The sequence below is a fragment of the Tateyamaria pelophila genome (genome assembly GCF_019966495.1).
GTDB lineage: Bacteria > Pseudomonadota > Alphaproteobacteria > Rhodobacterales > Rhodobacteraceae > Tateyamaria > Tateyamaria pelophila.
In genome coordinates this window covers 41692-62521 of sequence record NZ_JAIMIA010000011.1, presented here as the reverse complement: position 1 = coordinate 62521, position 20830 = coordinate 41692, and the positions used below count along the sequence as shown (strand labels likewise).

Annotated in this window: 18 protein-coding genes; 8 read left to right on the top strand and 10 right to left on the bottom strand. The window is 59.8% G+C overall.

What is annotated here, in order from left to right:
* Window positions 1-11: 11 nt before the first annotated feature.
* Entirely contained in the window at window positions 12-1007 is a 996-nt protein-coding gene (locus LC354_RS05905; protein ID WP_223421982.1) for an ABC transporter substrate-binding protein, read from the bottom strand.
* 415 nt (window positions 1008-1422) lie between these two features.
* Between LC354_RS05905 and LC354_RS05900 the strand changes: the two genes are divergently transcribed.
* The 3 genes from LC354_RS05900 to LC354_RS05890 are packed head-to-tail and all read left to right on the top strand — an operon-like array spanning window position 1423 to window position 2510.
* Window positions 1423-1635 carry a YgaP family membrane protein gene (locus tag LC354_RS05900; RefSeq protein ID WP_223421979.1) on the top strand — a complete coding sequence of 71 codons (213 nt, stop codon included), beginning with the start codon at window positions 1423-1425 and terminating at the stop codon, window positions 1633-1635.
* Window positions 1635-2069 (top strand): YeeE/YedE family protein, encoded by a 435-nt coding sequence (locus LC354_RS05895; protein WP_223422022.1) that lies wholly within the window; start codon window positions 1635-1637, stop codon window positions 2067-2069. The genes LC354_RS05900 and LC354_RS05895 overlap by 1 nt, the downstream gene beginning before the upstream one ends.
* A 3-nt stretch (window positions 2070-2072) precedes the next feature.
* Window positions 2073-2510 (top strand): DUF6691 family protein, encoded by a 438-nt coding sequence (locus LC354_RS05890; protein ID WP_223421978.1) that lies wholly within the window; start codon window positions 2073-2075, stop codon window positions 2508-2510.
* Window positions 2511-2642: 132 nt separating this feature from the next.
* Here the strand turns inward: LC354_RS05890 and glnT are convergent, their stop codons facing one another.
* From glnT to LC354_RS05870, 4 genes are read right to left on the bottom strand one after another with little or no spacing between them, the layout of a single operon-like run.
* A complete protein-coding gene (gene glnT, locus LC354_RS05885) occupies window positions 2643-3974 on the bottom strand; it encodes a type III glutamate--ammonia ligase (RefSeq protein ID WP_223421976.1) in 1332 nt (443 codons plus the stop codon).
* A 44-nt stretch (window positions 3975-4018) separates the two neighbouring features.
* Window positions 4019-5362, bottom strand: coding sequence for an FMN-binding glutamate synthase family protein (locus tag LC354_RS05880; RefSeq protein ID WP_223421974.1), 1344 nt, complete (start codon window positions 5360-5362; stop codon window positions 4019-4021).
* Window positions 5363-5369: 7 nt separating this feature from the next.
* Entirely contained in the window at window positions 5370-6047 is a 678-nt protein-coding gene (locus tag LC354_RS05875) for a GltB/FmdC/FwdC-like GXGXG domain-containing protein (protein ID WP_223421973.1), read from the bottom strand.
* On the bottom strand, window positions 6048-6974 hold the full coding sequence (locus LC354_RS05870) for a class II glutamine amidotransferase (RefSeq protein ID WP_223421971.1): 927 nt from the start codon (window positions 6972-6974) through the stop codon (window positions 6048-6050).
* A gap of 470 nt (window positions 6975-7444) precedes the next feature.
* Here LC354_RS05870 and LC354_RS05865 point away from each other — a divergent pair, with 470 nt between their 5' ends.
* On the top strand, window positions 7445-7921 hold the full coding sequence (locus tag LC354_RS05865; RefSeq protein WP_223421969.1) for a hypothetical protein: 477 nt from the start codon (window positions 7445-7447) through the stop codon (window positions 7919-7921).
* 9 nt (window positions 7922-7930) lie between these two features.
* Window positions 7931-8587: a hypothetical protein gene (locus LC354_RS05860; protein WP_223421968.1), complete on the top strand. Its 657-nt coding sequence runs from the start codon at window positions 7931-7933 to the stop codon at window positions 8585-8587.
* A 280-nt stretch (window positions 8588-8867) separates the two neighbouring features.
* Here LC354_RS05860 and LC354_RS05855 read toward each other — a convergent pair whose 3' ends face one another.
* The 5 genes from LC354_RS05855 to LC354_RS05835 form a co-directional block, all read right to left on the bottom strand.
* On the bottom strand, window positions 8868-9497 hold the full coding sequence (locus tag LC354_RS05855; RefSeq protein ID WP_223421966.1) for a helix-turn-helix domain-containing protein: 630 nt from the start codon (window positions 9495-9497) through the stop codon (window positions 8868-8870).
* A 141-nt stretch (window positions 9498-9638) separates the two neighbouring features.
* Window positions 9639-10205 (bottom strand): sarcosine oxidase subunit gamma, encoded by a 567-nt coding sequence (locus tag LC354_RS05850; protein WP_223421964.1) that lies wholly within the window; start codon window positions 10203-10205, stop codon window positions 9639-9641.
* Entirely contained in the window at window positions 10198-13143 is a 2946-nt protein-coding gene (locus tag LC354_RS05845; protein WP_223421963.1) for a sarcosine oxidase subunit alpha family protein, read from the bottom strand. Before LC354_RS05845 ends, LC354_RS05850 begins: the two co-directional genes overlap by 8 nt.
* Window positions 13140-13427 (bottom strand): sarcosine oxidase subunit delta, encoded by a 288-nt coding sequence (locus LC354_RS05840; RefSeq protein ID WP_223421961.1) that lies wholly within the window; start codon window positions 13425-13427, stop codon window positions 13140-13142. Before LC354_RS05840 ends, LC354_RS05845 begins: the two co-directional genes overlap by 4 nt.
* A gap of 57 nt (window positions 13428-13484) precedes the next feature.
* Entirely contained in the window at window positions 13485-14735 is a 1251-nt protein-coding gene (locus tag LC354_RS05835) for a sarcosine oxidase subunit beta family protein (protein WP_223421959.1), read from the bottom strand.
* 197 nt (window positions 14736-14932) lie between these two features.
* Here LC354_RS05835 and LC354_RS05830 point away from each other — a divergent pair, with 197 nt between their 5' ends.
* The 3 genes from LC354_RS05830 to glgB all read left to right on the top strand — a co-directional run bounded on the left by LC354_RS05830 (window position 14933) and on the right by glgB (window position 20809).
* Window positions 14933-15883: a hypothetical protein gene (locus tag LC354_RS05830; protein WP_223421958.1), complete on the top strand. Its 951-nt coding sequence runs from the start codon at window positions 14933-14935 to the stop codon at window positions 15881-15883.
* 302 nt (window positions 15884-16185) lie between these two features.
* Window positions 16186-18579 carry a glycogen/starch/alpha-glucan phosphorylase gene (locus LC354_RS05825; protein WP_223421956.1) on the top strand — a complete coding sequence of 798 codons (2394 nt, stop codon included), beginning with the start codon at window positions 16186-16188 and terminating at the stop codon, window positions 18577-18579.
* Between the two features lie 31 nt (window positions 18580-18610).
* Window positions 18611-20809, top strand: a complete 2199-nt coding sequence (gene glgB / locus LC354_RS05820; protein ID WP_223421954.1) for a 1,4-alpha-glucan branching protein GlgB — start codon at window positions 18611-18613, stop codon at window positions 20807-20809.
* Window positions 20810-20830: the final 21 nt, after the last annotated feature.

Genomic DNA, 20830 nt, shown 5'->3' with positions numbered 1-20830 from the left:
TGGCATCGCGATCAGGGCTTGAGGTCCAGACCCAGACCGGCGTTGATAAACTCCGTGGTGTAGGATGTCGTGATGTCGAGCCCGTCCGTAATCACTCCGGCATCGACCATTTTGGCATAGAAATCAGCCATCCGCGCGTCGGTCATCGCCCCGATTCCCAATTCGGCGGTATCGCCGCTGTCCACGATGCCTTCATCCAGCATTTTCGAGATCGCAAAATCGATCTTGTCCTGCGACATGTCCGGATTGTCCGACAGGATCAGCGCGTTCGCGGCAGCATTGTCGCCGTAAAGATAGTTGTACCAGCCGGTGATGGACCCATCGACAAAGCATTTAACGACCTCTGGTCTTTGGGAAATCGTCGCGGGTGTCGCCTGTACGGTGGTCGAATAGGCGCTGAAGCCTGCATCCGCGATCAGCCAGACGTCGGGGACCATACCGGTCTCGGACGTGATGGCGTAGGGTTCGGATGACAGATAGCCTTGCATCGCCGAATCCTCGTTCACCAGAAACGGGGCCGCGTTGAACGTGTAGGGTTGACGCTGAGCATCGGTGAAACCGTAGGCCGCCTTCATCCAATCATAATAAGTCGCACCGTCCTGAACGATCATGGTAAGGTCCTTGAGACCCTCAAAACTGCTTACCTTGCCAAGATGCGAAATGAGGACCTGCGGATCTTTCTGGAACGCGGCCATCACGTTGACGATGGGCAGACCCTGTTCGATCGCGAAAAACGCATCGAGAGTGCCGCCCATGTAGAAATCAATGCGCCCCGCAACCATCAACGCCTGATTGTTGACCTGTGGACCGCCGGGCACAATCGTCACGTCCAGCCCGCACGCGGCATAGGTGCCGTCCGCGACCGATTGATAAAATCCACCATGTTCGGCCTGAGCGACCCAGTTTGTCCCAAAGCTGACTTCGGTATTTTGCGCAGTGGCGGACCCAGCGATGGTGCTGGCGACGAAGAGCCAGGCGAAGGCGTGGTGTTTGACGATGGCAGACATTGAAAACTCCCGGACAAATGGTTTCAAATATCGAAGTTCAAGACGCCGCAATTTCAAAGAAGGTCGGTTGGCCTGTGCCCCGCACGGGGCCTGCACGCCTAAATCTGTGGCGGGTATGGTGCCAGTTGCCGGAATCCTGAGCGAACTTGATGTCGGGGCATGCGGCCTTGCCGGGTTCGTCTGTGCAGGCGTGGCATTTGTAGGGGACCCTTGATCCAGCGCTGCGGCATTGCGGGTATCCGTGATCGACACGGTTCGCGCGACCGCGACCGTCAACAAACAAAGCCCCAAAAATGCTCCAGGGGCGGCTTTGCGGCGAATTTCCGAAATTTTGCCGGTCTTCGTGACTTTGTCACCGACCAACGGTGGCTGAGCAGTGTAGAGTTGGGGCAGGTTTGAAAAAGGAGTCGTTCTGATGACAGCGAATGTTGGTACTATTGACCGCACCTTGCGGATCATCCTCGGGATCGTGATGCTTGGATTGCCCTTTTTGAGTGGCGCGCCATTGTTTGCGTCCACAACTGCGACTTTGATCGCGGTGATTGTCGGTCTTGTCCTGATCGGGACGTCGGCACTCAAGTTTTGCCCGCTCTACCGGGTCCTCGGCATTCAGACGTGCAAGATCTGATGATGGAGACTGTCTTTACACCTTTGCAATCGCTTGGCGGCGGAGCCCTGATCGGTCTTGCCGCTGTGTTGTTGATGGCCACCATGGGCCGTGTGATGGGCGCTACGGGCATTGTTGCGGGACTGCTACAGCCTGCCAGCGGGGCCGATTGGGTCTGGCGCGCGGCGATGGTCGCCGGAATGGTCAGCGGACCTTTGGTCGTCTTGGCGTTGACGGGGCAGATGCCCGTTGTTCAAGTGCCCGTGTCAACCGGAATGCTGGTCGTCGGCGGGCTGATCGTCGGGATCGGAGTGACATTCGGATCGGGCTGCACCTCGGGCCATGGGGTCTGCGGAATGGCGCGTCTGTCGCCGCGCTCGATCGTGGCGACGCTAACCTTTATGGCAACAACGGCCGTCACAGTTTTTGTCGTGCGTCATGTGATCGGAGGCTGAGCCATGCGTTTGATTATTGTTTACCTGATCGGGCTGATCTTTGGCGTCGGCATCTCGATCTCTGGCATGGCCAATCCTGCCAAAGTGCTGAACTTTTTTGATCTTGCAGGGACGTGGGACCCCAGCCTTGCCTTTGTCATGGGCGGCGCACTGCTCGTTACCTTTTTCGGGTATCGGGTGGTCTTGAAACGAAAGGCCCCGATCATGGCGTCCGGTTTCCAATTGCCCACACGCCGGGACTTTGATCTGCCCCTTATCGGTGGATCGGCGTTTTTCGGGATCGGCTGGGGGATTGCGGGATTCTGTCCGGGGGGGGCATTGCCTGCCCTTGGTACGGGCCGGTCGGAGGTTTTCGTCTTTGTGGGCGCACTGCTGGCGGGCATCCTGATCGCCAAAGCATTGCAGGCCGCACTCGCCCGGCAAGGAGAAGCGACCGTTTGATCGGTTATTGTCCCGCGTGGCCCCGGTCTGTCAGCTTCGGATGCGTGACCCGAGGCAACTCAACCTGAGCCATTTGCCATGCATATTCCGCAGTTTTGAGAGGGTGGCCAACATCCTCTCGAACATCAGACCTTAGATGTCGAGCGTGTTGTCTTTTTCCCATTGAGAGAAGTGCGCGGTGAAGTCATTCCACTCCTGCACTTTCATCTTGATGTAAGAGGCCGAAAATTCTGCGCCCATCATCTCGCGCAGGCTGGTATCTTCCCCGAATGTACGTACCGCGTCGAGCATGTTGAGCGGCAGTTTGGGCGCGTCGGTCACGGTATGCCCGTCGGCGTACATATCGATGTCGTGGCGCGGGCCGGGATCGGCCATGGAACGGATGCCATCGAGCCCGGCGGCGATGATGACCGCTTGGAGCAGGTAGGGGTTGGTGGCCCCATCCGGCAGACGCAATTCAAACCGGCCGGGGCCGGGCACGCGGACCATGTGGGTGCGGTTGTTGCCCGTCCACGTGACCGTGTTGGGCGCCCAGGTGGCGCCAGACATGGTGCGTGGCGCGTTGATGCGTTTGTAGCTGTTGACCGTCGGGTTGGTGATCACGGCGAGGGCGGAGGCGTGCTTCATGATCCCGCCCAGAAAATGCGCGCCTTGGTCCGAAAGGCCCAGTTCAGCGGTCGGGCTGTCTCCCTTGGCCCCGGCAAAGACGTTGACCTTCGCTGCATCGCCCGGCGCATCCCAGACCGAGACATGGGCGTGGCACCCGTTGCCCGTCAGCCCTTCGATCGGTTTGGGCATGAAGGTGGCGCGCAGCCCGTGTTTTTCGGCCACGGATTTGACCATGAATTTGAAGAACGAGTGTTTGTCGGCGGTGCGCAGGGCGTCGTCGAAGTCCCAATTCATTTCGAACTGGCCATTGGCGTCCTCATGGTCGTTCTGGTAGGGGCCCCAGCCCAGATCGAGCATGTAGTCGCATATTTCGCGGATCACGTCATAGCGCCGCATGACGGCCTGTTGATCATAGCAGGGCTTGGCCGCGGTATCGAAGGGATCGGAGATCTGGTCGCCGCCCGGGGTGAGCAGAAAGAACTCGGCCTCGATGCCCGTCTTGACGTGCAGCCCGTCGCTGGCGGCCTCATTTACCAGACGGCGCAATACGTTGCGCGGGGCTTGGGCGACGTCTTCGCCCTCCATCACGCAATTGGCCGCGACCCACGCGACCTCGGGCTTCCAGGGCAGCTGGATCACCGAGGAGGGGTCCGGCACGGCCAGCATGTCGGGGTGCGCAGGCGTCATGTCGAGCCATGTGGCAAAGCCTGCAAAGCCCGCACCATCGACCTGCATGTCGGCAATGGCCTGCGCCGGGACCAGCTTGGCCCGTTGCCCGCCAAAGAGGTCTGTGAAGGAGATCATGAAGTATTTGACGTCGTTGTCCTTGGCGAATTGGGCGAGGTCTGTGGTCATGGCGGTCTCCGTTCGGTTGTCGTGCAGGGGGCGTGTGCTGTGGTTCAATAGCTAGTGCCGGGTTTGCCCGGATACCAGTCTGTGCCCGCCAGCGGGATGCGCGCCATGGCGGCGGCCTCCATCGTCAGGGCACAGAGGTCTTCGGGTTCGAGATTGTGCAGGTGGTTCTTGCCGCAGGCGCGCGCGATGGTTTGCGCCTCCAGCGTCATCACCTTGAGGTAGTTGTTGAGGCGGCGGCCGCCTTCCACCGGGTCAAGGCGGGCCATGAGGGCGGGGTCCTGCGTGGTGATGCCCGCGGGGTCGCGCCCTTCGTGCCAGTCGTCATAGGCGCCTGCTGTGGTGCCGAGCTTGCGGTAGTCTTCTTCGTATTTCGGGTCATTGTCGCCAAGCGCGATGAGGGCGGCGGTGCCGATGGCCACCGCGTCCGCCCCAAGTGCCATACACTTGGCCACGTCCGCCCCGTGGCGGATGCCGCCCGAGACGACCAGCTGCACCTCGCGGTGCATGCCGAGGTCTTGCAGCGCGCGCACGGCCTCGCGGATACAGGCCAGAATGGGCTGGCCCACATGTTCGATGAACACATCCTGCGTGGCCGCCGTGCCGCCCTGCATTCCGTCAAGGACCACCACGTCGGCCCCTGCCTTGATCGCCAGCGTCGCGTCGAAATAGGGCCGCGCGCCGCCGATCTTGATATAGATCGGCTTTTCCCAATTGGTGATTTCGCGCAGTTCGAGGATCTTGATCTCAAGATCATCGGGGCCGGTCCAGTCCGGGTGTCGGCAGGCGGAGCGCTGGTCGATCCCTTGCGGCAGGTTGCGCATCTCTGCCACCCGGTCGCTGATCTTTTGTCCCAGCAGCATGCCGCCGCCGCCGGGCTTTGCGCCTTGCCCGACGACGATCTCGATTGCATCGGCGCGGCGCAGATCATCCGGGTTCATGCCATAGCGCGAGGGCAGGTATTGATAGACGAGTTTTTTGGAATGTCCGCGTTCTTCTTGCGTCATGCCGCCGTCGCCGGTGGTTGTGGAGGTGCCTGCGAGCGTGGCGCCGCGCCCCAGTGCTTCCTTGGCGGGGCCGGAGAGCGCGCCGAAGGACATGCCCGCGATGGTCACAGGAATATCCAGCTGGATCGGGTTTTTGGCAAAGCGGGTGCCGAGTGTGACCGAGGTTTCGCATTTCTCGCGGTAGCCTTCGAGCGGATAGCGCGAGATCGAGGCCCCGAGGAACAGCAGGTCGTCGAAATGGGGCACCTTGCGTTTCGCGCCGCCGCCTCGGATGTCATAGATGCCGGTGGCCGCCGCCCGCCGGATTTCGGCGTTGACCGATGGCGTGAAGGTCGCGGATTGGACCGGGACGGTGCGCGGTGCGCCAATTGTGTCGTCTGTCATGGCGCTCTCAATATGCGTTGTCGATGTTGAAGTGATAGAGTTGGCGGGCGGAGCCGTAGCGTTTGAACTCCTCCGGTTTGGCGTCGCAGCCGCCCCGTTCGAGGAGTTCGGTCAGGAGGGTGATATGTTCCGGCCGCATTTCTTTCTCGATGCAATCGGCTCCCAACGATTTGACCGATCCGCGTACGAACAGCCGCGCCTCGTAGAGCGAATCTCCCAGCGCGTCGCCCGCATCGCCGCAGACCACAAGGTTGCCCGATTGCGCCATGAACGCGCTCATGTGCCCGATGTTGCCGTGCACGATGATGTCGATCCCCTTCATCGAGATGCCGCAGCGCGAGGAGGCGTTGCCCTTGATGATCAGCGTTCCGCCATTGCCCGTGGCGCCTGCATATTGCGAGGCGTCGCCTTCGACCACAACTGTCCCGCTCATCATGTTTTCAGCCACACCGGGGCCGGCCGAGCCGTGCACATGCACCGTCGCCTGCTTGTTCATGCCCGCGCAGTAGTAGCCGGTGGAGCCTTTGACGTTGACCTCGATGGGGGCGTCGAGCCCCACGGCAATGGCATGTGCGCCCTTGGGGTTCAGGATATCCCATACGGTCTGGTTTGTGGTGGCGGACTGGGCGTGCAGGGCGCTGTTGAGCGCGCGCAGGCCTTCCGCCTCAAGGTCAAAGCTTTGCATTCAGGCGGCCTTTTTGGTGGTGGGTGCGGCCCCGTGGGACCAGAAATAGACGGTGGCGGGCTCAGGCTCCCATACGCGGGCGTCTTCGATGCCGGGCAGGTTGACCAGCGCGCGGTACTCGGAGCCGAAGGCCACGTATTGATCGGTTTCGGCCATCACGGCGGGCTTGCAGGCGATAGGGTCACGCACGACGCCAAAGCCGTCTTTGGTGCCGACCACAAAGGTAAAGAAGCCATCCAGATCGCGCAGGCTCGATGTCAGCGCCTCGCCCAGTGTCGATCCGGTCTGCATTTTCCACGTGAGGTAGGCGGCCCCGACTTCAGTGTCGTTTTCGGTTTCGATATGCACGCCCAGATGGCGCAGTTTGCGCCGTATCGCGTTGTGGTTCGACAGTGACCCGTTGTGCACAAGGCACTGGTCGGGGCCGGTGTTGAACGGATGCGCGCCCATGGTGGTCACGGCGGATTCGGTGGCCATGCGGGTGTGGCCGATGCCGTGGGTTCCACGCATCCGGCGCAGATCGAAGCGGTCGGCGACCGAGCGGGGCAAGCCGACTTCCTTGTAGATTTCGAGTGTGCTGCCATGGCTCATCACACGGATGTCGGGGGTATGTTCGGCCAGAAAAGCGCGGGCGGCTGTCATCTGGTCGGCGCGAAATTCAAGTACGGCATGGGTGTCCTTGACCGACATTTGCACCTTGCCCTTGATTGCCTTGCGCAACCGCTTGGCGAGTTTGTCAAAGCTGATCTCGGGTGTGTCGGATTGCACGGTCAGCTTCGCCGTGCCTTCATCCGCACCGCCGTATATCGCAATGCCTGCACTGTCCGGTCCGCGATCCGTCATCGTGATCAGCATGTCCGTCAGCATCGTGCCGAAGTCAGGCGCCAGCGTGGCATCCTTGAGAAACAGTCCGACGATTCCGCACATGGCCGATGCCTCTTTGTTAATTGAATGGCGATGTGCACAGCGTAACATCAAAACGTAGCCGTCTCAATGTGTAGGAAACAAATTTTCATTTTAAGAAATTTTTGCGATCAATTTTCGGGCAAGGATGTGGCCCTGTAGACGAGACGGTCAAAATCATAATGTCAAACGGAGGGCTTAGATCGGAAGAGGCACGACCCTGTATCGCCATGATCCCGTTACAGAAGTGCAGGTTGGCAGCTGCACGTACATTCCATGACCGTGAACGCATCTTTGGGTAATGCAATGTGTACGGTCGATGAAAAGGCCCCGGGGGTCCGTCATTGGCCGGAGAGCTGGTACAGGGTCGAAATGCTGCACTGCCTTGTTATCCTGCGGATCCGCGCGTGCAGCCTTGTCTTGAATGAAATCATATTTGGTGCATAATCCCGAAACTGTGCAAAAGTTCAGTTCTTCCAGGAGTGAAGACGGTCATGCCTCAGATTTTACAAATTGCTGCAATTGCCGCAGCCACGCTTGGCACAGGGGCAGCGACGCTGTCGGTGATGAATGAAGATATCCCCGATCTTGCCGTGCCGGAAGGTGATTGGACTGCGACGGGCGCGCTGGACGGGATTGCGTTCCGAATATTTGGTGAGGATCTGTCGAGTGGTGCAAAGCTGGAAGATGAAATTTTTTTCCGGGATGGCACGTTCCAGTCGGTTGATTGCGAAGAATACTGCAACTTCGGTTGGTCGGACTATCAGACCAAGGAAATCGACGGGGTGATTCACTTTACCACCACAACGATCTGCCCCGATGCCCCGCACACCGTTGTCTGGTATGGCACGGTCACAGGTGATGACATTGCAATCGACGTTACCTGGACGACCCGGCGTTGGTACTGGACCAACCAGATCCCGATAAGGGGCGTTGGCACGGCAATTCCGTCAGAAGCGGTATCCGGCTGAGCGACGCGCATGACGTCTGAGGGACTGACGTTGCCCGGGGTGATCGTCAAGATCGGTGTTCTGATTGTGTTTATTGTGCTGGCCACTTGGGGCGCGCATGCGGTTCGCGACGCGCTCGACCTTCAGATCCGGCCCGACAACGAGCAACAGGTCCACAAGGCCATCATGGTCGGTGCAGCGGCTTATATCGTGCTTCTGGCACTTCCATTTGTGCCGGGAGCAGAGATCGGCATTGCGTTACTCGCGGGTTTCGGGGCGGCGATTGCGCCACTGATCTACGTCTGCACGGTTGCCGCCATGATGCTGGCCTTCACGATCGGTCGGTTCCTGCCGATCAGCACGCTGGAGCAGGTCTTGCAGGTCTTGAGGATGCGGCGTGCAGCCGCGTTGGTGGCCCGGGCCGCACCATTGTCGAAAGACGAGCGTGTCGCGATGCTGTTGGAGGGGCAGTCGAAACGTGTTCTTCGCCTTGCTCTGCGCTACCGCTATGTCGCGCTGGCAGTCGCCGTGAACACGCCCGGCAACTCCATCATCGGCGGTGGTGGCGGTATCATGATCGTTGCGGGTCTGAGCGGGATATTCACGCCATTTGCAACCTTTTTGACGGTGGTTCTTGCGGTGTCGCCAGTGCCTTTGGCGGTCATCTTTTTTGGCCTCCAGTTCTGAGGTTTCAACGCTTTGCCTTTTATCCGAGGCGGTATCGCCCGGCTCAAATAAAAGGCAAAGCGTTTTTGTTCTGTGCCGACAAATGTGAGGCCATCCAATGACAAACTTTGGTTGCGTTCAACCAAAACTCGGCACTGCGCGCAGCGCTGTTGTCATTTCGGGTTACGGACTTCGTCATTCATGTGGGGCGGCACAGTGCGGGAGCTACGTCGAAACGGACCGCGCATGAACTGGTATGATCCGACGATTGCGGCATCATACAATAGACTTCAGTGATGCTTCATTTCGTCTGCGGATAGCTGATGATCGACAGGTAGCGGGCGGGCAGGGTGATCAGGTTTTCCGGCCCGTGCGGGGCGTCGGCATCAAAGAACAGCGTGTCGCCGGGCTCCAACCGGAAGGATCTGTCGCCGTACCGGTAATCGACGACCCCTTGCAGCATATAGATCGTCTCGATCCCGCCATGCTGGAAGGTCGGAAAGACGTCAGATTGCGCGGTCAGGGTAATCAGGTATGGCTCTACGATCACGCCGGATGTATTGGCCCCGATATGGCCCAGCAGATTGTATTGGTGGTTGGCGCGGGTGCCTGCGCGTTCGATCTCGACGCCTGCACCGGATTTGGTGTGCACGGCTTCGCGGTTTTCCTCGAAGCGGTGAAAAAAACTGGTGAGCGGCACGGACAGTGCGTTGGCCAGCGTTTGCAAAGTGGTGAGCGAGGGAGAGGTGTTGCCGTTTTCGATCTTTGACAGCATCCCGATGGAAAGCCCGGTGACAGTGGCAAGCTCCGCCACGGTCAGGCCCTGCTGGCGGCGAAACGCGCGGACTTCGCGCCCGATAGCCAGTTCCAGCACTTTCTCGCGCTCGACGTCACCGGGGGCATGTGGGTCTTGGGTAAGTTTGGGGGTCATGATCCGAGGCGATCCCTGTCATTCTGTGAAGGCAACCCGCGCACGGGCCACCCGGTACAGTAGCGCAAAGATTTCCTGATGGTAAACACGGGTCGACCGGGATGAATTTGTGCCTGAGGCGAAATCGCCTGTCGCCCAGTGTCACAGCGCTGAGCGCATCGCGGTTCTTATCGCATGAAACAAGCATTCGGCAGACGACCTTGGCCCGAGGATCCGAAACCCGTTCATCGGTGTGCGTCGAACCACCAGACAGCCGAGGTGATCGATGGTTGTGCGGGTCGCGTCGCCCATTTCCATCATGTGAATATCCAGATTGCACAGCCGCTCCATCACCGCATTGACGCCGGGGCCGATCAGGTCAAGGCACACCCAGGCGTCTGATTGCTCGGTGACCGACGCGCTTGGGCCAAGCCGGGTTTTCACGATATCCGCCAGATCCTCGTGGGTGGCATAAGGTGCGCAGATCATCCACTGGTCGGGGCCGGTCCAGAGGGCATCGAAGCTATCCCCCAAAGCGGCTTTGCCCGGGCCGGGCAGGTCGGTGCCAAGCAGATCTCTCAGCGCCGTGTTGCAGGCGGTTTCCTGTCCAAGTCGCGCGGCAACGGAGGCCAGAGCCACATTCGGCGTCTCGTGCAGGGTGACGGTTCCGATGTCAGCGCGCAGCGGCACACGACCGGCCAGGGCGTTGAAGGGCTGAAGATCATGCACGAAGACGCTCTCCTTCTGGGTCAATGAAATGCGGGGAGGTGATTTCCACCTCGACGCTCAGATCCGTGAGCGGAGAGACAAGCCGCATCTTTTCGCCATGCCGTGTGTTGCCTGCCTTGAGAAAGGCCAGCCCGATCATGGAGCCCAGGGTGGGCGAATGGGCTGCGGACGTGACGTAGCCCTGATCATGGGCCGCATCCACAGGGCCGGTGGCGTTCATCAGGTGGCCGCCCGCAGTGATCTTTTGCGCCGGATCGGTGGGTTTGATCCCCACGGCCCTCAGCCCGTCACTTTCATTCAAGCCGGGGCGTTCCGACAGGGTGCTGCCGATGCTGTCCTTGGCCTTGGAGACCATGCGCTCCATCCCAAGGGTCAGGGCGGTCGTGGTTCCGTTTAACTCGTTACCCGCCGCATGGCCTTTTTCAATACGCATCACGCCCAGGGCTTCGGTGCCGTATGGTGTGACGTCAAATTCCTTGCCGTCGCGCATCAACCGGCGCATCAGTGCGTCGCCATAGCGTGTCGGCACAGCGACCTCGAAGGCCAGTTCGCCCGAGAAGGAAATCCGGAAAAGCCTTGCGCGCAAGCCACCGCAGACCGTGATATTGGCGCAAGCCATAAAGGGAAACGCGTCATTCGAAATGTCGAATTCCGGGTCCACAATTTTTTGCAGCAGCTTGCGGGAGTTCGGCCCTGCGACGGCGTATTGTGCCCAAGCCTCGGTCGTCGAGATCAACTGCACATCCATGTCTGGCACCAGGCATTGGCGCACGAATTCCATATGCTGATAGACCTTTACCGCATTGGCGGTCGTCGTGGTGACCACGAAGTGATCGTCGGCCAACCGGGCGGCGGTGCCGTCATCCATCGCCATCCCGTCTTCGCGCAGCATTAGCCCATAACGGGTCTTGCCCACCGCCAGTTTCGCAAAACCGTTGCAATAGACGAAATTGAGGAAAGTCGCGGCATCGGTGCCCTGTACGTCGATCTTGCCCAAGGTTGTGCAGTCGCACACGCCGACCGACCTGCGGGTGGCCAGGACTTCGCGGTCAACCGATTGGCGCCAGTGGGTTTCGCCCTTGATCGGGAACCATTGGGCGCGCAGCCTGTTGCCGACCTCGACAAAGACCGCGCCGCGTTCCTTGGCCCACTGGTGCGAGGGCGTCAGGCGGGTCGGATGGAACGCCTTGCCGCGCATTCGCCCGGCCAGCACCCCAATCGATGTGGGCGTGTAGGGGGGGCGATACATGGTTGTGCCAACCTCGGGGATCGCCTTGCCCGCCAGTTCGGCCATGATCGCGAGCCCGCCCATGTTCGACGTCTTGCCCTGATCTGTGGCCATGCCGAGGGTGGTGTAGCGCTTGAGGTGTTCGACCGAGCGGAAGCCTTCCTGGTGCGACAGTTTTACGTCCTTGACGGTGACGTCGTTTTGCTGGTCGAGCCACGCTCTGGAACAGCCTTCGACATACCAGAATGGCGTCTGTGTGACGGGCGCGTCTTCGGCCCACGGCAAGGCGGGTTGAGGGTCGGATATTTGCAGCGCGGTTATCGCGGCCTCCTGGCCGGCGGCGAGCGCGCCATGGGTCGAGAAGGCGCCGTTGGCTGCGCCTGCGACGGTCATGCCCACGGGCAGCGTTTCCCCCGGCACAAAAGCCGCGAGAGTATCGTCCCAGACAGGCCGCTCGCGCTGGTGGCAGGTCAGGTGCACATTCGGGTTCCAGCCCCCGGAGACCCCAAGTGCGCCGCATTCGACCACTTGAGTTTCGCCATTGGGCAGACGCACGGTGATGAAGGTGAGACCAAGCCGCCCCTGGGTGTCGATCACCTGCCCGCCGCGGATCACGCGATAATCGTGATTGAAGGCCAGATCGGTCCGGGTATCGATCACGGCGGCGATCGTGACGCCCTTGGCTTGCAAATCGCAGGCGGTGCGGTGCCCGTCATCGGTGCTGGTAAAGATCGCAACACGGCGCGCGGGCGTCGCGGCATAGCGGTTTACGTAGGCGCGCAGCGCCGAGGCCAGCATAATGCCGGGGCGGTCATTGTTGTCAAAGGCGATGGGCCGTTCGGTGGCACCCGCGCAAAGTACGGACTGCTTGGCATAGATGCGCCACAGAATCTGGCGGGGTTTACCGGGAGCGGGCACCGCGAGGTGATCGCTGACCCGCTCGACCGCGCCGAAAATGCCATGATCGAAGGCGCCGATAACCGTCGTGCGGGGCATCAGGCGAACATTGGGCAGGCTTGCCAGTTCGGCGACGGTTGCCTCGGCCCATGCTGCCCCTGTCTCATCGCCGATTTCAAAGGTTTCGGCATTCAATCGCCCGCCCATGCGAAAATCCTCGTCCGCCAGAATGACCCGCTTGCCTGCGCGTCCGGCGGTGAGCGCGGCCATCAGACCCGATGGTCCTGCGCCGATGATCAGCAGCTCGCAGTGCAGGAACCCTTTGTCATAGACGTCCGGGTCGTCTTGCATCGATAGCGATCCGAGCCCTGCGGCCTTGCGAATGAGCGGCTCGTAAAGACGTTCCCAAAAGGCTGCTGGCCACATGAAGGTCTTGTAGTAAAACCCTGCCGTCAGAAAGTCGGACAACCCGTCATTGATCGCCATCATATCAAATGCGAGTCTGGGCCAGCGGTTTTGCGATCTTGCGACAAGCCCGTCATAAAGTTCAGCCGTGGTGGCACGCGTGTTGGGCTCCTGCCTGTCGCCGCTGCGCAATGCGACAATGGCGTTGGGCTCTTCGGATCCTGCGGTCAGTGGGCCGCGCGGGCGGTGATATTTGAAGGACCGGCCCATCAGGCGCACGTTGTTGGCCAGCAGCGCAGAGGCGAGCGTGTCGCCCGGATGGCCGTCATAGCTCTTGCCGTCGAATTGAAACCGCAGGCGGGTCGTGCGGTCAATCTGGCCGCCGGTCAGGCGGTTTTCCTGGGTCATTTCGAGCGCCCTTTCGCGCGGGCCACGTCGCGGGCCAGTTCCACCTTGCTGATCTCGTGGGTGACCGTGTTGCGGGTCACCACCAGCCACGACCGGTCGCCGCCCTCGTGGAACCAAAGCTCGCGATGTGTGCCTGCCGGATTGGCCCTCAGATAAGCATAGTCGTAGAAGTCCTGCGGGGCCGTATCGGATTGCCAATTCGGTCGCTCCATCAGGTTTGCGTCGCCCAGATACACGAATTCGGCGCTGTCGCGGGGGCCAAGCAGCGGGTGGTTGATGATCATCGGATGTCCTCGGACCGGCAGGGCGGTTGGCTGTGGCTTTCCATATGTGTCATGCTCTCAATGCAGGTTGGGCTGCGCACCCACCCCTTTCTCATCGATCATGTGCCCGGTCTTGAACCGGTCGAAGCGGTAGGCTGTAGCTACTGGATGCGGCGTTCCCGTGGCCAGCAGATGGGCAAAGCAATAGCCCGAGGCGGGGGTGGCCTTGAACCCTCCATAGCACCAGCCGCCGTTGAAGAAGAGGCCGGAAATGTCGGTCTGGTCTATGATGGGCGAACCGTCCATCGACATGTCCATGATGCCGCCCCACATCCTGAGCAGCCGGGCGCGCCCGATCATCGGCATGATGGCCATACCGCCTTCGCAGACGTCTTCAACCACGGGAAGGTTGCCGCGCTGGGCGTAGGAATTGTAGCCGTCGATGTCGCCGCCAAAGACCAGCCCGCCCTTGTCGGACTGGCTGACGTAGAAGTGCCCTGCGCCAAAGGTGATCACACCGGGCAGCACCGGTTTCAGTCCTTCGGAAACGAAGGCTTGCAAGACATGTGACTCAATCGGCAAACGCATGTCGGCCATCGCCATGACCTTGCCGGAATTTCCTGCGACCGCGCAGCCGACCTTGCCTGCGCCGATGAAGCCGCGTGTCGTCTCGACCCCGAGGCATTTACCCTTTCGGGTGTGAAAGCCGGTGACTTCGCAGTTCTGGATGATGTCGACGCCGTTGCTGTCAGCGCTGCGCGCAAAGCCCCAGGCGACCGCATCATGGCGCACGGTGCCGCCGCGCCGCTGGGCCAGCCCGCCCTTGATGGGAAAGCGGGCATCGTCGAAATTGAGATAGGGATATTCGGCGCGCACCGCTGCTTCGGACAGCAATTCGGCATCGGCCCCGTTCAGGATCATCGCGTTGCCGCGCCGGACGAAGGCGTCGCGCTGGGCGTCCGAGTGGATCAGGTTGATGATCCCGCGCTGGCTGACCATGGCGTTGTAATTGAGGTCCTGCTCCAGCCCTTCCCATAGCTTCAGGGAAAATTCATAGAACGGTTCATTTCCGTCCAGCAGATAGTTCGAGCGGATGATGGTTGTGTTCCGGCCCACATTGCCGCCGCCGATCCAGCCCTTTTCGATCACCGCAACGTTGCGCCGACCGAAGACCTTGGCGAGGTAGTGGGCGGTGGCCAGCCCGTGCCCGCCACCGCCAATGACGACGATGTCATAATACGGCTTGGGTTCGGGATCGCGCCAGGCGGGCTTCCACCCTTTGTGACCTGTCAGCGCCTCTTTGATAACCTTGAAGCCAGAGTAGTTCATGAATCAGACCTCCGACCTTCTTTTTCCATCAATGCCCGACCGAAGCGATGTTTGATTGCGACGTCAATATCCTCAATGCGTCCGATTATCGCAGAAACCGGCATTTGCTTGCGCTTTGTGGAGAAACGCTTGACCGAACTGTGCAAAGTCCGCAACTTTTGCGGGTAATTTTGATTGTTTATTTCTGTGAGGACCCAATGCGATATTTCATTTTCGGCCTCTTTTCATGCCTGCCCGCATTGGCCCAGGCAAACCCCGCCTGCCTTGCGACCCCCAAGATCGAAGCCGATACCCGTTTGTCGCAAATCTCGGATGTCTGGTTTGGTGACAGTTCGTTCCGCTTTGCGATATTGCTGGCGACCAACATGCGGACCTCGGACCCGCAATTCGAATACATCTCTGGCATTTACAACCTGCCCGAGGGCGGGGCGCTCTGCGTGCCGCAGTTCGATGAGGCCATGCGGTACAAGACCCGGTATGATCGCTATATCACGGCAGTGCAGGACATGGCCGTGGCGCATCCGTTTGAGGTTGTCGACACGCTGGAGAAGCTGCCGACATCGGGAACCTATCAGGTCGCCACGTGGATCCGGAGCAGCGACCTGCCAAAGTATCCAGCCGGGACAGCGGTGCCACTTGAAAAAGATGTCTGGGTGACGGTGTCGCCCAAGCTTCAGGAGTTCTGTACCGGATATGCCCAAACCATCGCGAGCAGCGAAGCTGCGTTGAACCTCCGGATTGAGCAGCGGTTGGGCCTGCCGCCGGGATCCACCAACAGTCATTTCGTGACTTTTGACATTGACGCCGCAACCGCGGGGGCTGCCATCTTCCGGCCGTGCGGAGATTCGGCAACCGATACCACGACCTGCACCGTCGGTGCGCCCAAGGCGTGCGACAGCTATGACGGGACCTGTGAGGCGCATCGCGATTTTTTCTATCAGCAATACTATTCAGCCTTCGGGACTGCGCAGCCGGTGGAATATCCCTGGACGTCGCTTGGATACACGTTTGACTGGGCGCCAGCCCCGATCGATTTTTCGGGAGAGGCTGGTTTCGTGCAGGTGGGCGAAAGCGAGTTCGTGATTCCGGTCGGGACGACTGTCACCGTCGCCTCGGTTACACCCACAGCCCAATATTGCGGCAAATAGTCGTCCGGGTCAGCGTTTGCGTGCTGTCCCAAAACGCCTTTTTTTTAAAGCTGACGGGCAGGCCATGCGGCACCACAGGGCAACGGCAAGCCGTTTCACTTTGGTAGTGCCTAATTTTGCATCGTTTTTGGGCCGTGCCGCGCCTGCATAGCTGCTTTCTGGTCACGGTCGGGATCTGAGTCTATTTTAGCGCTAACAATTTGACGCGGATTTGCATAGGAGAGGGCCGCGCGCACTGTAGACTGGCGCAGATGCGGTGTATATGACGCGGGATCAAACCGACGAGCCGGAAAGAGAGCGACATGCTGGACCAGAACCAAACCCTCCTCACCGCAGACGTTCTGCGTGACGACATCTCGAAACATCTCAAGCTTTCAATTGGCAAGGATCCCGAGCACGCGAGCGTCTATGACTGGCGCATGTCGCTGTCGCTGGCGTTGCGCGATCGGGTGGTCGAGCCGTGGTTCGCCTCGACCCGCAAGACATATGAGGGCAAGCACAAACGGGTCTATTACCTGTCGATGGAATTTCTGATCGGTCGCCTGATCGAGGATGTCACGATCAACCTGGGCGTCGAAGACGTGGCTCGTGCGGCCATGGCGGACCTTGGACAGGACTATGAGACCGTTGTCGCGGATGAACCCGATGCGGCCTTGGGCAATGGTGGTCTGGGCCGTCTGGCGGCCTGTTTCATGGACAGCCTGTCGACTCTCGCGATCCCGGCCTATGGCTACGGCATTCGCTATGAGCACGGGCTTTTCGAGCAGCATTTTCAGGACGGTCAGCAGATTGAGACGGCCGAAGGATGGCTGGCGCAGCGCCATGTTTGGGAATTCGAGCGGCCCGAAGCCTCGTATGAGGTGCACTTTGGCGGCTATGTCAGTGAATCCGATGGCAAGGCGGTCTGGCATCCCGCGGAGACCGTGCTGGCCTCGGCCTATGATACGCCTGTTGTGGGCTGGAAGGGGCAGTGGGCCAATACCTTGCGGCTCTGGGCTGCCAAACCCATCAAGCTCTTTGATCTCGAAAGCTTTAACCGGGGCGATTATGTCGGGGCCAATGCGCCCGAGCGCCTCGCCCGGACCATTTCGCGCGTCCTCTATCCCGATGACACCACCGATGTGGGCAAGGAATTGCGGCTGAAGCAGGAGTATTTCTTTACCTCCGCCTCGATCAAGGACCTGCTGCGCCGGTTCATCGCCGAAGGCTATGACCTGACTGAACTGGACGACCACGTGGCCATTCAGCTCAACGACACGCACCCGGCCATTGCGGGCCCGGAGCTGGTGCGCATTCTGGTGGACGAGCATGGCATTGACATGACCAAAGCCATCCAAATGGCGCGCGCTTGTCTTGGTTATACCAATCACACGCTGCTGCCCGAAGCGCTGGAGCGGTGGCCCGAAGACCTGTTTGCGCGCATTCTGCCGCGGCATCACCGCATCATAGAGATGATTCAGGATTACCACATCGCCGAAACAGGCAGCCATGTGCGGATCATCGATCATGGCAATGTCAACATGGGCGAATTGTCTTTCGTCATGGCCCATAGCGTGAACGGCGTGTCTGCGCTGCATTCCGAACTGGTCAAGCAAACCGTGTTCGCCGACCTGCACCAAGCCTATCCCAAGCGTATTCTGAACCAGACCAACGGCATCACGCCGCGCCGCTGGTTGCATTCGTGTAATCCGGCGCTGCGCAACCTGATCAACGAAACAATCGGCACAGGCTGGGAAAACGATCTTGAAAAACTGAAAGATCTGGAAGCCTATCTGGATGACGCATCCTTCCAGCAGGCCTTTGACGCGGCGAAAGTGACAAACAAGGACCGGATGGCGGCTTGGCTGAAAAAGCGCGACGGCATCACGCTGGATCCGTCGGCCATGTTCGACATTCAGATCAAGCGCATCCACGAATACAAACGCCAACACATGAACATTCTGGAGACCATCGCGCTCTGGAACGAAATCCGTGACAATCCGAACGGCAACTGGACACCGCGCGTCAAGGTCTTTGGCGGCAAAGCTGCCCCCGGCTATGCATTGGCCAAGTCGATCATTCATCTGATCAACGATGTGGCTGCCACGATCAACACTGACCCGGTGACCCGCGATTATTTGCAGGTCGTCTACCCTGAGAACTACAACGTCTCGATGGCCGAAATCCTGATCCCCGCGTCTGACCTGTCGGAACAGATTTCGACGGCCGGCAAGGAAGCATCCGGCACCGGCAACATGAAACTGTCGCTGAACGGCAGCCCGACCATCGGCACACTGGACGGGGCCAATGTTGAAATTCTTGAACATGTCGGCGCGGACAACTTCTTCCTCTTTGGTCTGACCGCGGCAGAGGCGCAGGCAAAGCGGGACGAGCATGGTCATGCCCGTCGCGCCATCGAAGCGAACCCGCGGCTCAGCCGCGTTTTGGGCCAGATTGCCCAAGGCGTGTTTTCAGGCGGGGACCGCTATCGCTATTCGGACATTCTGCACAATTTGTGGGAGCATGACTATTTCCTCGTCAGTTCCGATTTTGACAGCTACTTTGACAAGCAACGTGAAGTAGACGGAGTTTATCAGGACAAGGCGCGGTGGACGCGGATGGCCGCAGCGAACACGGCCCGCATGGGCTGGTTCTCGTCCGATCGGACGATCCGAGGATATGCGGATGACATTTGGCATGCAAAATCCGTTATCTAAGACCGTGAATTGAAGTGAAGGATACAGTGACGTGATCGATCTTGAAGACGCAACGAGGATCGCGGCAGGCACGCATTCTGATCCGTTTTCCATCCTTGGCATGCATCCGGTTGATGCCAAGGTTACCGTGCGGGTGTTTCACCCGGAGGCAGACTCCATCGACGTTCTGGACCGCAAGACAGGTCGCAAGGTTCTGTCGCTGACCGCTTTGCCTGATACGCCTTCGGTCTTTGTCGGCACGGCCGCGCGGCGCAAGAACCCCTTTGCCTATAGGTTGCGGATCACCAAGGGCCCCCATGTCTGGGAGCAGGATGATCCGTATCGCTTTGGCCCGGTCCTTGGCGAACTGGATGAGCATCTGATTGCGGAAGGCGCGCACCTGGACCTCTGGAAAGTGCTCGGCGCGCATGTGATGACCCATGACGCTGTCGAAGGCACGCATTTCGCGGTCTGGGCCCCCAATGCCAGCCGCGTGTCCGTTATCGGCGATTTCAACGCCTGGGACGGGCGGCGCAACCCGATGCGGCAGCGCGGTCAGACCGGTGTATGGGAAATCTTCATGCCGGGCCTTGGTGACGGCGAAGCCTATAAATACGAGTTGCTGGATGGTCAGGGCAATCTGCTGCCGCAAAAGGCCGACCCATTCGGGTTCGGGGCGGAACATCCGCCCAAGACGGCGTCGATCGTGCGCAAGCTTGATGGCCACAAATGGTCCGACAAAAAGTGGATGACAAAGCGCGAAGCGCTGCACCGGATCGATCAGCCGATTTCGGTCTACGAGGTGCATCTGGGGTCGTGGCGGCGTGTGCCCGAAGATGGCAACCGCCCTCTTTCCTATCTTGAACATGCTGAACAGTTGGTGGCCTATGCCAAGGACATGGGGTTCACCCATCTTGAGCTTATGCCCGTTTCGGAGTTTCCCTTTGACGGCTCGTGGGGGTATCAGCCCATCGGCCTTTATGCTCCGACCATCCGCCACGGTACCCTCGAAGAGTTCCGCGCCTTTGTGGAGGCGTGCCATGCGGCCGAGATCGGTCTGATCCTTGACTGGGTGCCGGGGCACTTCCCCGAAGACATTCACGGGTTGGGCCAGTTTGACGGCACACCGCTCTATGAGCACGCGGACCGCAAAGAAGGGTTTCACCCCGACTGGAACACGCTTGTCTACAATTACGGGCGCAGAGAAGTGTCCAACTACCTTGTGGCAAACGCGCTCTATTGGATGCGCGAACATCACATCGACGGGCTGCGCGTGGATGCCGTCGCTTCGATGCTCTACCGCGATTATTCGCGCAAGGAGGGCGAGTGGGTCCCGAACAAGGACGGTGGCCGCGAAAACCTTGAGGCGATTGCGTTTTTGCAACGCACAAACACTGTGGTCTATGGCGATGCGCCCGGCATCATGACGATCGCTGAGGAATCCACGGCCTTTCCCGGCGTCAGCGCGCCGGTGGATCACAGCGGGCTCGGCTTTGGGTTCAAGTGGAACATGGGCTGGATGAACGACACGCTGTCCTATATGTCCGAGGACCCGATCAACCGCAAATACCACCACCACAAGATGACCTTCGGGTTGCATTACGCGTTTTCCGAAAATTTCGTGCTGCCGATCAGCCATGACGAAGTGGTGCACGGCAAAGGGTCGATGATCGACAAGATGCCGGGGCAGGGGGACGACAAATTCGCCAATCTGCGCGCCTATTACGGGTTTATGTGGGGCCATCCGGGCAAGAAGCTGCTTTTCATGGGATGCGAGTTTGCCCAAGGGGTGGAGTGGAACCACGACAGCAGTCTGGACTGGCATTTGCTGGATCATCCGTTGCATCGGGGCATTCAGAATCTTGTGCGCGATTTGAACGGTTTGTTTGCCGCCACGCCCGCACTGCACCAGTTGGATTGCAAGGCCGAAGGGTTCGAATGGGTCGAAGAGGGTGCGGCGGACGAGTCCATCCTGGCATGGGTCCGTCACGGAACAGATGGCACGCCTCCGGTATTGGTTGTGAGTAATTTCACCCCGGTCGAACGCACGGGGCGGCGCATAGGCGTGCCCAAGGCGGGTCGTTGGATCGAAAAGCTGAACACCGATGCAGGCTGCTATGGCGGCGGCGATCGTGGAAATTACGGCTTTGCGGAAAGTGATCAGGTCGCGGCGTCGGGTCGGCCACATTCGGTCTCGTTGACGATTCCGCCGCTTTCGACGCTGTTTTTTGAATTGGAAGAAGGTCACTGACCTGAAGACTTGAACGACGAA

Bases quoted from the DNA above. Each gene is read 5' to 3' on its own strand.
- LC354_RS05905 (WP_223421982.1), bottom strand. From the start codon at position 1,007: ATGTCTGCCATCGTCAAACACCACGCCTTCGCCTGGCTCTTCGTCGCC.
- LC354_RS05900 (WP_223421979.1), top strand. From the start codon at position 1,423: ATGACAGCGAATGTTGGTACTATTGACCGCACCTTGCGGATCATCCTC.
- LC354_RS05895 (WP_223422022.1), top strand. From the start codon at position 1,635: ATGATGGAGACTGTCTTTACACCTTTGCAATCGCTTGGCGGCGGAGCC.
- LC354_RS05890 (WP_223421978.1), top strand. From the start codon at position 2,073: ATGCGTTTGATTATTGTTTACCTGATCGGGCTGATCTTTGGCGTCGGC.
- glnT (WP_223421976.1), bottom strand. From the start codon at position 3,974: ATGACCACAGACCTCGCCCAATTCGCCAAGGACAACGACGTCAAATAC.
- LC354_RS05880 (WP_223421974.1), bottom strand. From the start codon at position 5,362: ATGACAGACGACACAATTGGCGCACCGCGCACCGTCCCGGTCCAATCC.
- LC354_RS05875 (WP_223421973.1), bottom strand. From the start codon at position 6,047: ATGCAAAGCTTTGACCTTGAGGCGGAAGGCCTGCGCGCGCTCAACAGC.
- LC354_RS05870 (WP_223421971.1), bottom strand. From the start codon at position 6,974: ATGTGCGGAATCGTCGGACTGTTTCTCAAGGATGCCACGCTGGCGCCT.
- LC354_RS05865 (WP_223421969.1), top strand. From the start codon at position 7,445: ATGCCTCAGATTTTACAAATTGCTGCAATTGCCGCAGCCACGCTTGGC.
- LC354_RS05860 (WP_223421968.1), top strand. From the start codon at position 7,931: ATGACGTCTGAGGGACTGACGTTGCCCGGGGTGATCGTCAAGATCGGT.
- LC354_RS05855 (WP_223421966.1), bottom strand. From the start codon at position 9,497: ATGACCCCCAAACTTACCCAAGACCCACATGCCCCCGGTGACGTCGAG.
- LC354_RS05845 (WP_223421963.1), bottom strand. From the start codon at position 13,143: ATGACCCAGGAAAACCGCCTGACCGGCGGCCAGATTGACCGCACGACC.
- LC354_RS05840 (WP_223421961.1), bottom strand. From the start codon at position 13,427: ATGATCATCAACCACCCGCTGCTTGGCCCCCGCGACAGCGCCGAATTC.
- LC354_RS05835 (WP_223421959.1), bottom strand. From the start codon at position 14,735: ATGAACTACTCTGGCTTCAAGGTTATCAAAGAGGCGCTGACAGGTCAC.
- LC354_RS05830 (WP_223421958.1), top strand. From the start codon at position 14,933: ATGCGATATTTCATTTTCGGCCTCTTTTCATGCCTGCCCGCATTGGCC.
- LC354_RS05825 (WP_223421956.1), top strand. From the start codon at position 16,186: ATGCTGGACCAGAACCAAACCCTCCTCACCGCAGACGTTCTGCGTGAC.